The organism is Erysipelothrix sp. strain 2 (EsS2-7-Brazil), from assembly GCF_016617655.1.
Classification (GTDB): domain Bacteria; phylum Bacillota_I; class Bacilli_A; order Erysipelotrichales; family Erysipelotrichaceae; genus Erysipelothrix; species Erysipelothrix piscisicarius.
In genome coordinates this window covers 13,447-25,259 of record NZ_SCFT01000014.1, presented here as the reverse complement: position 1 = coordinate 25,259, position 11,813 = coordinate 13,447, and the positions used below count along the sequence as shown (strand labels likewise).

The following is an 11,813-nucleotide window of genomic DNA, read 5'->3' as shown; positions in this document are numbered from 1 at the left end:
ATGGACAAAAGGAGTTGTTTGAATGGCAAAAGTTATAAAAATTGAAGGTGGACATCGTTTAAACGGCAAGGTAAGAATTAGTGGAGCAAAAAATGCTACAGTGGCATTGATTCCTGCAGCCATTCTCGCATCTGATAGTGAAGTTAATATTTATGGCGTTCCTAATATTTCGGACGTTGAATCTTTATCAGTATTATTAAGAGAACTTAATGTAAATGTATCCTCACCAACCCCTGATCATTTCCAAATTGATACAACAGGTATGAAAAACGTGGATTTAGATCATGAAGCAGTTACAAAATTACGTGCATCATATTATTTTATGGGAGCACTTTTAGGAAAATATCGATATGTAAAAATGCAAATGCCGGGCGGGTGTTATCTCGGACCGCGTCCTTTTGATTTGCACTTAAAAGGATTTGAAGCACTGGGTGCTTCCATTGAATACAAGCATGGTTTCTATGAAATCTCAGCGGAGCGTCTTGTTGGCGCGAAAATTTATCTTGATTTTCAATCTGTTGGGGCAACAATCAATATTATGCTTGCAGCAGTTTTAGCTGAAGGTAAAACAATCATTGAAAATGCTGCGAAAGAACCTGAAATTATTGATGTCGCAAACTTTTTAAATAAGATGGGTGCGAATATTCGTGGTGCAGGTACAAACGTGATTACCATTGAAGGTGTAGAACGTTTGACGGGTAAGCCACATGAGATGATTCCAGATCGCATTGAAGCGGGAACTTATATTATCATGGCAGCAGCGGCTGCGGATGATATGACGATTGAAAATATCATTCCTCAACACTTAGATGCTTTGATTTCAAAACTTATTGAGATGGGTGTTGATATTGAAGTGGGTGTGGATTATGCTCGCATTCGAAAATCTGATAAACCGCTCGAAGCAATTGATATTACGACACAAACTTATCCTGGTTTCGCAACAGACCTCCAACAACCGTTAACGGCACTGCTTACACAAACGCACGGCCATTCCACGGTTAAGGAAACAATCTATGCTGAGCGATTTAAACATTGTAATGAATTAAACCGCATGGGCGCAAACATTCAATTGATTCCTGCGCAAGCATCAATCGAAGGCCCTTCGAAATTATATGGATCTAAGGTAGAAGCAACGGATTTACGATGCGGAGCATGTCTTGTGATTGCGGGATTGATCGCGGAAGGTGTCACTGAGATTAGTGAAATCTATCATATTGATCGTGGTTACGACGATATTGATAATAAACTCACGGCTTTAGGTGGCGTTATTTGGCGAGAAGATAAAGCGTAATACGAAAACTTAATCTTTGTGAAATCAAAACGTTTGTATACTAAGTACAAACGTTTTTTTGTGAAATACGTGAATTTGTGAACATTGTTATTTCGGTAAACGCTTACAAGATGAGCCTTAAGCATGTACATTTTGAGATATATGATACACTTGTATTACTAAAAAGGAGATGTGACCATGAAAGACTCTAGAACCGGTTATGTTCGTAAATTTGAAACAATGGGAATGGTGGACGGACCGGGAATTCGTACCATCGCATTCTTATCAGGATGCCCATTACGTTGTTTATTTTGCCATAATCCTGATATGTGGAAAACTGATCCGGAAGATGCCATTACCGTTGATGAATTGATGGATAAGCTTCGCCGATTTAAGCCATATTTTGGTGAAGACGGAGGAGTAACCTTCTGTGGTGGGGAACCGCTCAACCAACCTGAATTTTTATATGAAGCAATGAAAGCATGTAAAGCCGAAGGCATTAGCACATGTTTGGATACTTCAGGTTTTGGACGTCCGGATACGTTTGATGATATTCTGAGTGTGACAGACACAATTCTTTACGATATCAAAGGATTGGAAGAAAAAAAATATCGTGAAATGACGAGTGCTCCAATTCGGGTTACACATCAATTCCTTGAGAAAGCACAAGAACATGGTGTTGCGACATGGATTCGTGTTGTTATTGTGCCAGGATTCCATGATACCTACGAATATATGGATGAACTTGCAGAATATATTGCACCGCTCAATAATATTGAACGCATTGAATTGCTCCCATATCATACAATGGGTGTTAATAAGTACGAACTCATCGATAAAGAATATCCACTTGAAGGTGTTCCGCCCATGAATCGTGATGTTTGTGCTGACTTACAAACATATTTACGTGAAAAAGTAGAAACACTTCGCAAAGAATTATAAAAAAATAACCAGTTCCTAAAGGAACTGGTTGTTTTTATTTCACAACAAGTGTATTGCTGAGTCCATTAGATTCATAGGTTATGGAAAAGCCTTCCATACCATGTCGGAAATGATGTTGTAAGGTACCCAGTGTACTTTGTTTTTGGCTATCATGAGGATTGGAGTATGAATTACTCATCCCATTCATTGTAATGGAATATGATCCAGAGGTGCCATGAGGGAATTCTGTATAAGCGGACATCGCATCCGATTCAATATCTAAATTACCAATAATTGAGTTGATGTAAGCCGATGTACTTAATCCATTAAGGCGAATTGACCCTCCACCATCATTGATTGTTATTTTGGTATTCATACTATCGATTTTATAGTCAGCGATTAAATTATGTGCGGTAATGTTTGAATTCATACCATCGATTGAAATGGGACGTACCGCATCATCGCCCAACCCTTCCAAAATAATATTGGATTTAATGGTTTCAAAATGTATCGTACCCATATAGGAAACAGGGATTTCAATTTCTAGGGAATCAAAATTTGAGATATTACATTTTCCAAAGTGACATGTGGTCGGAATGGTTCCTACCGTCAGTGTTTTATGATTTATTTCAGCACGATATTGCTCTAGGTTTCCAAATCCTTTAACTGTGATTTCTGGTTTTTCAACATATTTAACTGTTAATGTATTGATAATTCCTGTTTCAATTCGAATCGCTGAAACATCCTCCTTAAATGTATGCGTAACATCTTCAAAGTCATTAGGATTTAAAATGGTCGTTGAGTCATTGAGTACATTCTTGAGCGGGATTCCGATTGCGAAACTTAAGCAGACACAACCGCAGATTACCATTACAATCGGAATCCAAATTTTACGAACGCTTTTCATTTATGCATTACCTCCTAAATTAAATTGAAAGAATTTCTTAACGAGATAGTTTAGACCTTTAAAACCATAAATTGTAAGCCATGTGGTTCCGACGCCAAGGAGCAAAAGACCAAGTGATGTGAGGGCTAGAAGGCCGAATGTAGGGATGGTAATCATTGGTAAAATGCCTCCAAAAAGGAGGGGAATGGACACAAATGCTAAGACAATTCCTGAAATAAAGAATCCAAATAGAATCGCATAGGCCGCTAAGACAGGACCAATCAAGAAAAATGCAATAATGATTTTAACTAGAATTGTCAATACACGCTCCGAGGAATCGCTTTTAGGTTCATAATGATGTGGTTCTTCATAGATTCTGCCACCAGTATACTGACGTGCCATCTCAATTGGATCACCCAGTGTTCGTGAAATCTCAGCTTCTGTTTTTCCTTCGGCAAGTCCAAATTCAAAGTGCTCGTGGACATCTTGAATAATATCATCAATCTCGTTTTGTGGTAGAATTTGTAGATTTTTTCTCAGTATGTATAAATATTCATTTTTAGTCATGGTTTTCTCCTCCCAATAATTCATTTACATGGCCGGTAAATACGAACCATTCGTCGATGCGTGCTATGGTATAAGTTTTCCCTCGATCGGTTAGTTCATAATATTTCCGCGATGGGCCTTGGGTTGATTCCACCAATTTTGTGGAAACATATCCATCATCCTTAAGACGTTTCAAAAGTGGATAAATCGTTCCTTCAGTAATTTCGATGGTCTCAGAAATCTTACTGATTAATTCATATCCATAATATTCTTTTTGAGATAGCAGTGATAGAACGCAGAGCTCTAAGACGCCTTTTTTAAATTGAGTGTTCATAATCTCACCTCGTTAATACAATATATCACACAGTACCTTATTATACAAGGTAGTGTTTTTGTAATTTATTTCTGACTTGCATTTTCTCGGTAAATAAACCGCTATCGCGTTGATGTTTAAGGTATAATAAAGTTAGTTTAAGAAGAATGAAAGGGAATGAAATGGAAAAGACCGAGTATGAATTATTATTAGATGCTTGTATTTTAGCCGGAAAACTTATGATGGAAAACGGTGCGGAGATGCATCGTGTAGAAGATACAATGAATCGCATTTTGGAGTCTAAGCAAGGTGAAGGTGCTGGGGTTAGTTTTGTTTTACCTACGGGTATCTTTGTGACGACTTCAGATGGTGAACAAATTAAAATGAAGCGAATTCGAAAGCGTCGAAGTAATTTAGCGAAGTTAGCAGATGTAAACCAATTATCACGTCTCTTTAGTGCCAATGAAATTGATGTTTATGAGCTCTATATGAGTTTGAAAGAAATAAATAGTGATGCAATGCAATATCCGGTATGGATGAAATATGTTGCGGCAGCATTCGTGAGTGCGTTTATGATGTTGATTTTTGAAGGGTCTCTTTTTGATTTTCCAATTACAATGCTTCTCGGAATGATTGGCTTTGGAATTCATTATTATGCTTCTAAAAAGTTAAATGTTAAGTTTATTGCTGAATTCATTGCCTCGTTTAGTATTGGTGTTTTGACGATTTGTTTACAAAGAAAGGGCCTTATTATAGATTTTGAGACGGTTATTATTGGAAGCATTATGTTGATGGTTCCTGGCATTCCTATCATGAATTCGATTCGTGATTTTCTTGTAGGCAATACAATATCGGGAACCGTATTTATGGTTGAGGCATTGTTTATTGCGATTATGATCGGTTCAGGTATCATGGCGTCACTTCAAGTAATGGCAGGTGTATTTCTATGATGACAATTGTGATACAGCTTGTGAGTGCATTTGCAGCAGCACTTGGATTTGGCATTATTATTGACGTACCAAAGCGTGCGTTGGTTTTTTGTGGCATCACGGGCATGATGGGATGGATTGTGAATTGGAGTTTGATACAACATGGATTTGATACGACATTAGCAATATTTATCGGTGCCGCAACGGTATCCATGTTATCCATGCAGTTTGCGAAGTACTTGAAAATGCCAACAACTGTTTTTAATATTCCTGCAATTTTCACATTAGTTCCAGGGATTATGGCCTATCAAACTGTAAAGGCATTTATTGGTGCTGATTATATATTGGGTATTGAATTACTCGTTCGAACCTTTACATTGTCAGTAACGATTGCGATTGCAATTGTTATGACAGAAGTCATTTATCGATTGGTGGTTCGTGTGATTCAACGTAAGTTTTGTCGTTCATAAAAAATGATAAACAAAAGGGGGAGTTATAATGAGTAAACGTATTTTAGATTGCAATGCGAGTGATTTTCTGACGATGGATGGTACAACCTTAAAGAATGCCATTAAGGCAGCAGAAGGTCGGACAATTTGTTCTGAAAATGTTGTTTTTGGCTCAGTCCAAGGGGGCATTACCAACGCAGAAGTTGCGAAGGCATTTGGTGCAGATTTAATTCTTCTCAATGGCTTTGATACACTCAAACCATTCATAGAGGGCCTTGGTGATTGTGAACCGCATGAAACCATACGAAAGCTTAAAAAGCTGGTAGGACGTCCCATTGGTGTGAATCTTGAACCGGTGGATTTTAAAGCAGCAATGTTAGAGTCGCAAGGCGTTATTGCCGAGGGCCGAATGTGTTCTGAGAAGACACTGAAAGCAGCTGAAAATCTTGGTTTTGATTTTATATGTCTTACTGGCAATCCTGGAACGGGTGTTACAAATCGTGAAATTGAGAAAGCGATTCAAAGTGCACGTACGCACTTTAGTGGAATGATTATTGCGGGGAAAATGCATGGTGCAGGCGTTGATGAATCGGTTGTTCCTAATGAAGCAACGCTAAAATCGTTTTGTGATGCGGGGGCGGATGTTATCTTGATGCCAGCAGTAGGAACGGTTCCGGGATTTACAGATGATGAACTTATAAGTGCAATTAAAGTAGTTCATAATAACAAGGGTCTTGTCCTTACAGCTATAGGAACAAGTCAAGAAGGATCAAGTAAATCAGTTATTGAGAATATTGCAATTCGCAATAAGATTGCTGGTGCAGACATTCAACATATTGGTGATGCCGGTTATGGTGGACTTGCATTGGTGGAAAATATTTTTGCGCTCTCGGTTGCGATTCGTGGTATCCGCCACACGACAACCATTATGTCCCGTTCCATAAACCGTTAATACAATTTTTTAGAAAATGATACCCATTTTATCTGATTTCGTTTATCATTAGGTATAAATTCAATTTTCAGTTAGGATGGTAGACATGAAGAAAAAACTCGGTTTATTGAGCATCATTTTATTAGGCATTAACGCTATTATTGGTTCAGGTATTTTTCTTTTACCGAATAAAGCAATGGCACTCATGGGAACAGCAAGTTTAGGTGTTTTTATTTTCAATATGTTTGTTGTGATGAGTATCGGATTGTGTTTTGCGGAGGCGGCAACGTATTTCAATAAAAACGGTGGTCCCTACGTTTATGCGAAAGAAGCATTTGGTGACTTTATCGGCTTTGAAGTTGGTTTTATTAAGTGGGCCATTTGTATCATTGCTTGGGCCACCATGGCCGTAGCGTTCGCAACAGCGCTGGGACAAATTATTCCAGCAGCTCAAGACCCAATGATACAAAATTGTGTGGTCGTTTGTATTTTAGTGGGACTCGGGATTGTGAATGTGATAGGGGTTAATGTATCTAAGATTCTAAATAATGTCGTGACGGTTTCAAAACTGGTGCCCATGCTCATGTTTATTGCGATTGGAATCTTTTTTATTCAACCGGGTAATTTCCACCCGGTACAAATCGAATCAACCGGTAATTTTGGAAAAACAGCATTGCTGTTATTTTATGCATTTACCGGATTCGAAAACATTTCGGTTGCTGCAGAGGATATGGAAAATCCGCAGAAGGATTTGCCGAAGGCAACGGTGATAGTGATGATTGTTGTTTCGTTTTTCTATTTTTTCATACAGCTGGTATCAATTGGAATTCTAGGACCAGAACTTGCGAACATTCCAACACCGATTCAGACTGCAATGGGGATGATATTAGGTCCTTTTGGATCTGCACTGGTCGCAGCGGGTACGCTTGTTTCTATAGGTGGTATAAATATTGCGAATTCATTTGTTACACCACGATGCGGTGTTGCACTTGCGGATGACGGATTACTTCCTTCATTTATCAGTAAACGAAGTAAACGTAATACACCCACATATGCCATCTTAATTTCAGTTGGTGTTGCAATTCCGATTGCACTCTCAGGGAGTTTCGCAACGCTTGCTGCAATCAGTGTTGTTTCGCGATTTGCACAATATATACCTACATGTTTATCTGTTTTGGTCTTTCGCAAACGCAATCAGCCTACGGAATTTGACTTTAAAATGCCCTTAGGTCCAGTTATTCCGCTTTTTGCGATTACCGTAAGTTTTTGGATGTTATCACAAGCAACCATGGAACAACTGCTTTGGGGGCTTGCAGGCTTGCTTATTGCAGTGCCTTTCTACTTTATAATGAAGTACAAGCGTCAAGATCCAACTGAGGCTTGATTGAACAAACAAAAGGGGTGTTAACATGAAAAAAATTAAAGAGAGTCTTTCCCTTTATGCACCAATCTATATCATCATTGCTATCGGCTTAGGGTGGCTTGTTTTTTCAAGGACCGGTAACTTCTTTTTTATAACGACATATCTTCTCGATATTGCTATCATCATGTCTGGGGTGGGTGTGTATAAATATAATCGAGAGTCCTTAAGTCATTTTGAAACGCCAGTTCTTTCAAAAGAAGTGCGATTTTTAGGTGTGTTTCTTCTGTGTTTATTTGGGATTAGTATCTTTTTATTTTTAACGCATCGTCTCGAGTTGGCCTATCTGATTACAGTGTCGCTGCTTGTTGCCGTGGGCACGCTTGATTTTACGTTGAAATACAAAGAACTAAGAAATCGAACAAAGTAAAACCAATGAAACAATGCATCCAGTTGTGTAATCGATTCATAAAGCATACAATAATCATAAAGGTGGTGATCCTTTATGATTACGTATCAACAAGATATCAAACTTGAATTGAACAATGTTTTGAAGCTGTATGAAGATGCGGGTTGGTATACCTATACAAACAATCCGGAAAAACTCATGCGAGCGATTGAAAATTCAATGATCACGCTTACGGCGTGGGATAAGAACCAACTTGTAGGACTTATCCGTGCTGTCGGTGATGGCGAGACCATTCTCTATGTTCAGGATTTGCTTATTCTGAATGAATACCAACGTCAGGGAATTGGGCAAACACTTCTGTTGACATTATTATCTTTGTATCCCGACGTTCGACAAACGGTCTTGGTAACCGATAATAATCCAAAACTCATAGAATTTTACAAACGAATTCCCATGACACTTATTGAGGATGCCCAGGGGAAATGCTTCGTAAAATATCGGAAAGGGGTCTCATGAAAGAAAACGGTTATGGTATTGGATTCGGACTCTTAATTGGAACGACGGTCGGAGTTCTGACGAACCACCTATCTACCTACTCAATGGTTGTGGTACCAAGTTTCGGACTTTTAATTGGCATTATCATTGAAAACATCATTAAAGCACACAAAAACTAAGCGCTCATTTTAAGTCGGCTAAAGGCGCAAATAAGGCTTAAAAAGGCATTCATTTCAATTTGAATTCAAAGCAAACTGGGGTGTGTTAAAATTTCATGATATGCATAAGCAATTTTTATTGCGCTTTACTATCGGATATGATATTATAACTTAGCACTTATCTAAAGTGAAAAAACTTTAGGCGGAAGGAGACATGTACATATGAAAAAAGGAATTCATCCAGAATACCACCAAACTAAAATTGTTTGTTCATCTTGTAATACTGAAATTGAAGTTGGTTCAACAGCAACAGATCTACGTGTAGATACTTGCTCAAACTGCCATCCTTTCTATACAGGTAAACAACGTTTTGCTAATGCAGCTGGACGTATTGACAAGTTCAATAAGAAATATGGTATAAAATAAGGTTCAACCTTATAAACAATGAAAAGAGTGTTGGCGACAACGCTCTTTTTTATGAGTAAATTATGAAATGTAAAAATATAGTGTTATTTTTAGGACTTTGTGTATTAATTTTGTTAAAATACGATAGAATAATAATGATGAGGTGAAAGAATATGATGTATCATCAATATCAAGAGGGTTATATCGAAGTCATTACAGGCTGCATGTTCGCTGGAAAGACTGAAGAGCTAATTCGTCGTATTAATGTTTTAAAATTTGCACATAAAAACATTATTGTTTTTAAGCCAGCTGTGGATAATCGCTACAGTGACAGTAAGGTCGTTTCGCATGCGGGAACTAGCGTGCAGAGTGTTGTAGTTGATAATGCGACAGACATCTTAAAATACGTTACGAAAGAAACGGATGTTGTTGCGATTGATGAAGTTCAATTCTTTGATGAAGAAATTGTTAAGGTGTGTGACCATCTTGCTTTAGAAGGCAAACGTGTGATGGTTGCGGGTCTTGACATGGATTTTCGTGGTGAACCTTTTGGCGTAATTCCTAAATTAATGACTACTGCAGAGTTTGTAACAAAACTAACGGCGGTTTGTACAGAATGTGGCGCACCCGCGACACGTACACAACGCTTAGTAAATGGAAAACCAGCATCCTATCATGACCCCGTTGTGATGATTGGTGCGAGTGAAGCGTATGAAGCACGTTGCCGACACGACCATATTGTTTTGGACAAACCTCAAATTAATGGATATAGCGAAGGTGATAAATAATGATGGAACAAACAATGAGAGACCGTCTTGAAAAGATCCAAGCACGTGATGAAGAAATCACTGAGATGATGATGTCTTCAGAAGTGTTGTCGGATCGTAAAATGATGGCAAAATTAGGTAAAGAGCAATCGTCCATGCAACAAGTCTTGCATGCATACCGACAATTCTTAGAAGCAGAAGACTTTTTCACGCAAGCACAAGAAATGCTTGCGGTCGATGAGCCTGAGTTGCAAGAACTTGCAGCGATGGAATCTGCGGAATATTCTGAAAAAATGGTAAAAATTATCGAAGAACTCGAAGTTCTGTTGGTTCCTAAAGACCCATCAGATTCCTTTGATGCAATTGTGGAAATTCGTGGAGCAGCGGGTGGCGATGAAGGAAATATCTTCGCAGGTGACTTATACCGTATGTACACCCGATATGCAGAAAGTCTTGGATACAAATATGAATTAATTGAAGCAATGGATGCTGAAGCGGGTGGATATTCTTTAATTTCATTCGTTGTTAAAGGTGCGGAACCATTCCGTCACTTTAAATTTGAATCGGGAGCACATCGTGTTCAACGTGTGCCAAAAACAGAAACACAAGGTCGAATTCATACTTCAACTGCAACCGTACTCGTTTTAGCGGATGTTGAGGATGAAGAAATTGATATTGATCCAAACGATCTTGAAATCGATACAATGCGATCATCCGGTGCCGGTGGACAACACGTTAATAAAACGGACTCAGCAGTCCGTATTGTTCACAAACCTACAGGGATTGCAGTGAAGTGTCAAGATGGTCGTTCACAACACGATAATAAAGATAAAGCAATGCGCTTAATTCGTGCTCGTGTTTATGAAGAACACCAACGTCGTGTACAAGCAGAACGTCATGGCGAACGTCAGTCGAAAGTTGGTACTGGAGACCGTTCTGAAAAAATACGTACATACAACTATCCACAAAATCGTGTGAGTGATCACCGAATTGGATTAACATTACAAAAATTAGATATTATTATGGAAGGTAAGTTGGATGAAATTGTTAATGCTCTTCTTGAGCAAGAACAAAAAGAAATCCTTGAACAAGGTGCTTAATGACTTATAAAGATTTAGTTAATGAGGGAACAGCGATTCTCGACAAAGCAAATATCTATACGGGCTTCGCTCGTGTTTTGATGCTTGAACTTTTACGAGATCAAGACTTGGATATGTTTGCTATTTACAATGAAACGGTTGATGCTGTTTTCTCTGACGAATATCGAAATAAGATCAATCAATTAACTACAGACGAGCCTTTAGGGTATGTCTTGGGCTATGAATGGTTCTACGGCTATAAAATGTTTGTGAATGAGGGAGTTCTTATACCGCGTTCAGAAACTGAAGAGCTTGTGGGTCATCTTTTATCGGATATTGATGCACATTTTGATACACCCGTAATTGCGGATGTTGCTTGTGGTAGTGGTGCTATCGGCATTGCTTTAGCGAAAGAATTAAACTTAAAAGTATATGCTTCGGATATTAGTGAAGAAGCATTGGAAGTAGCACGCCATAATGCGGATTACAACCAAGCAGATATGGAATTTATGCAAGGAGATATGTTAGAACCATTAATCGAGAAAAATATTAAACTTGATGTTCTAGCATGTAATCCACCTTATATTAAAAATACAGAACATATTCAAACATCGGTATTAAATAATGAACCTCATGTTGCCTTATTTGGTGGTGAGGATGGTTTGTTTTTCTATCGCAAAGTGTTTGAAAAGGCACATCTTGTTTTAAACGATAAAGCAGTGATGGCTTTTGAGATTGGTTTTGATATTGGAGAAGCCGTTGTTTCTTTAGCTCAAGAATTTTTTAGTGACGCTAAGATTGTGCTTCGTCAAGACATCAATGGCCTTGATCGTATGGTCTTTGTCTACAAGGGTATTAATCACGAAGATTAGTATCTTTTTTTTGGGGATGTGTA

16 protein-coding genes are annotated in these 11,813 nt (G+C 38.3%); 13 read left to right on the top strand and 3 right to left on the bottom strand.

The window, feature by feature from the left end; genetic code table 11:
- The first annotated feature begins 22 nt into the window (after window positions 1-22).
- Complete coding sequence (locus EPJ90_RS06985; RefSeq protein ID WP_161636835.1) at window positions 23-1,291, top strand: UDP-N-acetylglucosamine 1-carboxyvinyltransferase; 1,269 nt, start codon at window positions 23-25, stop codon at window positions 1,289-1,291.
- A 177-nt stretch (window positions 1,292-1,468) separates the two neighbouring features.
- Window positions 1,469-2,212, top strand: coding sequence for a pyruvate formate-lyase-activating protein (gene pflA, locus EPJ90_RS06980; RefSeq protein WP_161636834.1), 744 nt, complete (start codon window positions 1,469-1,471; stop codon window positions 2,210-2,212).
- 34 nt (window positions 2,213-2,246) lie between these two features.
- Here the strand turns inward: pflA and EPJ90_RS06975 are convergent, their stop codons facing one another.
- Genes EPJ90_RS06975 through EPJ90_RS06965 form a run of 3 tightly spaced genes read right to left on the bottom strand, consistent with a single transcriptional unit; the run spans window position 2,247 to window position 3,957 of the window.
- Window positions 2,247-3,098, bottom strand: a complete 852-nt coding sequence (locus EPJ90_RS06975) for a hypothetical protein (protein ID WP_161636833.1) — start codon at window positions 3,096-3,098, stop codon at window positions 2,247-2,249.
- Window positions 3,099-3,644 (bottom strand): DUF1700 domain-containing protein, encoded by a 546-nt coding sequence (locus EPJ90_RS06970; protein ID WP_161636832.1) that lies wholly within the window; start codon window positions 3,642-3,644, stop codon window positions 3,099-3,101.
- Entirely contained in the window at window positions 3,637-3,957 is a 321-nt protein-coding gene (locus EPJ90_RS06965) for a PadR family transcriptional regulator (protein WP_125163955.1), read from the bottom strand. Before EPJ90_RS06965 ends, EPJ90_RS06970 begins: the two co-directional genes overlap by 8 nt.
- 146 nt (window positions 3,958-4,103) lie before the next feature.
- Here EPJ90_RS06965 and EPJ90_RS06960 point away from each other — a divergent pair, with 146 nt between their 5' ends.
- From EPJ90_RS06960 to prmC, 11 genes are all read left to right on the top strand, one after another.
- Entirely contained in the window at window positions 4,104-4,886 is a 783-nt protein-coding gene (locus EPJ90_RS06960) for a threonine/serine exporter family protein (RefSeq protein ID WP_244660396.1), read from the top strand.
- Window positions 4,883-5,335, top strand: a complete 453-nt coding sequence (locus EPJ90_RS06955) for a threonine/serine exporter family protein (RefSeq protein ID WP_125163957.1) — start codon at window positions 4,883-4,885, stop codon at window positions 5,333-5,335. Before EPJ90_RS06960 ends, EPJ90_RS06955 begins: the two co-directional genes overlap by 4 nt.
- 28 nt (window positions 5,336-5,363) lie before the next feature.
- A complete protein-coding gene (locus tag EPJ90_RS06950; RefSeq protein ID WP_161636830.1) occupies window positions 5,364-6,266 on the top strand; it encodes a haloacid dehalogenase-like hydrolase in 903 nt (300 codons plus the stop codon).
- An 85-nt stretch (window positions 6,267-6,351) separates the two neighbouring features.
- Complete coding sequence (locus tag EPJ90_RS06945; RefSeq protein WP_161636829.1) at window positions 6,352-7,629, top strand: APC family permease; 1,278 nt, start codon at window positions 6,352-6,354, stop codon at window positions 7,627-7,629.
- Window positions 7,630-7,654: 25 nt separating this feature from the next.
- Window positions 7,655-8,035, top strand: a complete 381-nt coding sequence (locus tag EPJ90_RS06940; RefSeq protein WP_161636828.1) for a hypothetical protein — start codon at window positions 7,655-7,657, stop codon at window positions 8,033-8,035.
- Window positions 8,036-8,110: 75 nt separating this feature from the next.
- The gene (locus EPJ90_RS06935) at window positions 8,111-8,530 is read left to right on the top strand and encodes a GNAT family N-acetyltransferase (protein ID WP_161636827.1); all 420 of its coding nucleotides are present in this window, start codon (window positions 8,111-8,113) and stop codon (window positions 8,528-8,530) included.
- A complete protein-coding gene (locus EPJ90_RS06930) occupies window positions 8,527-8,688 on the top strand; it encodes a hypothetical protein (RefSeq protein WP_200542855.1) in 162 nt (53 codons plus the stop codon). The genes EPJ90_RS06935 and EPJ90_RS06930 overlap by 4 nt, the downstream gene beginning before the upstream one ends.
- A 201-nt stretch (window positions 8,689-8,889) precedes the next feature.
- Window positions 8,890-9,093: a 50S ribosomal protein L31 gene (gene rpmE / locus EPJ90_RS06925; RefSeq protein WP_018580309.1), complete on the top strand. Its 204-nt coding sequence runs from the start codon at window positions 8,890-8,892 to the stop codon at window positions 9,091-9,093.
- Between the two features lie 155 nt (window positions 9,094-9,248).
- Window positions 9,249-9,860 carry a thymidine kinase gene (locus EPJ90_RS06920; RefSeq protein ID WP_164503768.1) on the top strand — a complete coding sequence of 204 codons (612 nt, stop codon included), beginning with the start codon at window positions 9,249-9,251 and terminating at the stop codon, window positions 9,858-9,860.
- Window positions 9,860-10,939, top strand: coding sequence for a peptide chain release factor 1 (prfA, locus tag EPJ90_RS06915; protein ID WP_200542854.1), 1,080 nt, complete (start codon window positions 9,860-9,862; stop codon window positions 10,937-10,939). Before EPJ90_RS06920 ends, prfA begins: the two co-directional genes overlap by 1 nt.
- A complete protein-coding gene (gene prmC / locus EPJ90_RS06910) occupies window positions 10,939-11,790 on the top strand; it encodes a peptide chain release factor N(5)-glutamine methyltransferase (RefSeq protein WP_125163965.1) in 852 nt (283 codons plus the stop codon). The genes prfA and prmC overlap by 1 nt, the downstream gene beginning before the upstream one ends.
- The last annotated feature ends 23 nt before the right edge of the window (window positions 11,791-11,813 follow it).

What these genes read in the sequence shown, in the direction of transcription:
- EPJ90_RS06985 (WP_161636835.1), top strand. Translation starts at nt 23, where the DNA reads ATGGCAAAAGTTATAAAAATTGAAGGTGGACATCGTTTAAACGGCAAG.
- pflA (WP_161636834.1), top strand. Translation starts at nt 1,469, where the DNA reads ATGAAAGACTCTAGAACCGGTTATGTTCGTAAATTTGAAACAATGGGA.
- EPJ90_RS06975 (WP_161636833.1), bottom strand. Translation starts at nt 3,098, where the DNA reads ATGAAAAGCGTTCGTAAAATTTGGATTCCGATTGTAATGGTAATCTGC.
- EPJ90_RS06970 (WP_161636832.1), bottom strand. Translation starts at nt 3,644, where the DNA reads ATGACTAAAAATGAATATTTATACATACTGAGAAAAAATCTACAAATT.
- EPJ90_RS06965 (WP_125163955.1), bottom strand. Translation starts at nt 3,957, where the DNA reads ATGAACACTCAATTTAAAAAAGGCGTCTTAGAGCTCTGCGTTCTATCA.
- EPJ90_RS06960 (WP_244660396.1), top strand. Translation starts at nt 4,104, where the DNA reads ATGAAAGGGAATGAAATGGAAAAGACCGAGTATGAATTATTATTAGAT.
- EPJ90_RS06955 (WP_125163957.1), top strand. Translation starts at nt 4,883, where the DNA reads ATGATGACAATTGTGATACAGCTTGTGAGTGCATTTGCAGCAGCACTT.
- EPJ90_RS06950 (WP_161636830.1), top strand. Translation starts at nt 5,364, where the DNA reads ATGAGTAAACGTATTTTAGATTGCAATGCGAGTGATTTTCTGACGATG.
- EPJ90_RS06945 (WP_161636829.1), top strand. Translation starts at nt 6,352, where the DNA reads ATGAAGAAAAAACTCGGTTTATTGAGCATCATTTTATTAGGCATTAAC.
- EPJ90_RS06940 (WP_161636828.1), top strand. Translation starts at nt 7,655, where the DNA reads ATGAAAAAAATTAAAGAGAGTCTTTCCCTTTATGCACCAATCTATATC.
- EPJ90_RS06935 (WP_161636827.1), top strand. Translation starts at nt 8,111, where the DNA reads ATGATTACGTATCAACAAGATATCAAACTTGAATTGAACAATGTTTTG.
- EPJ90_RS06930 (WP_200542855.1), top strand. Translation starts at nt 8,527, where the DNA reads ATGAAAGAAAACGGTTATGGTATTGGATTCGGACTCTTAATTGGAACG.
- rpmE (WP_018580309.1), top strand. Translation starts at nt 8,890, where the DNA reads ATGAAAAAAGGAATTCATCCAGAATACCACCAAACTAAAATTGTTTGT.
- EPJ90_RS06920 (WP_164503768.1), top strand. Translation starts at nt 9,249, where the DNA reads ATGTATCATCAATATCAAGAGGGTTATATCGAAGTCATTACAGGCTGC.
- prfA (WP_200542854.1), top strand. Translation starts at nt 9,860, where the DNA reads ATGATGGAACAAACAATGAGAGACCGTCTTGAAAAGATCCAAGCACGT.
- prmC (WP_125163965.1), top strand. Translation starts at nt 10,939, where the DNA reads ATGACTTATAAAGATTTAGTTAATGAGGGAACAGCGATTCTCGACAAA.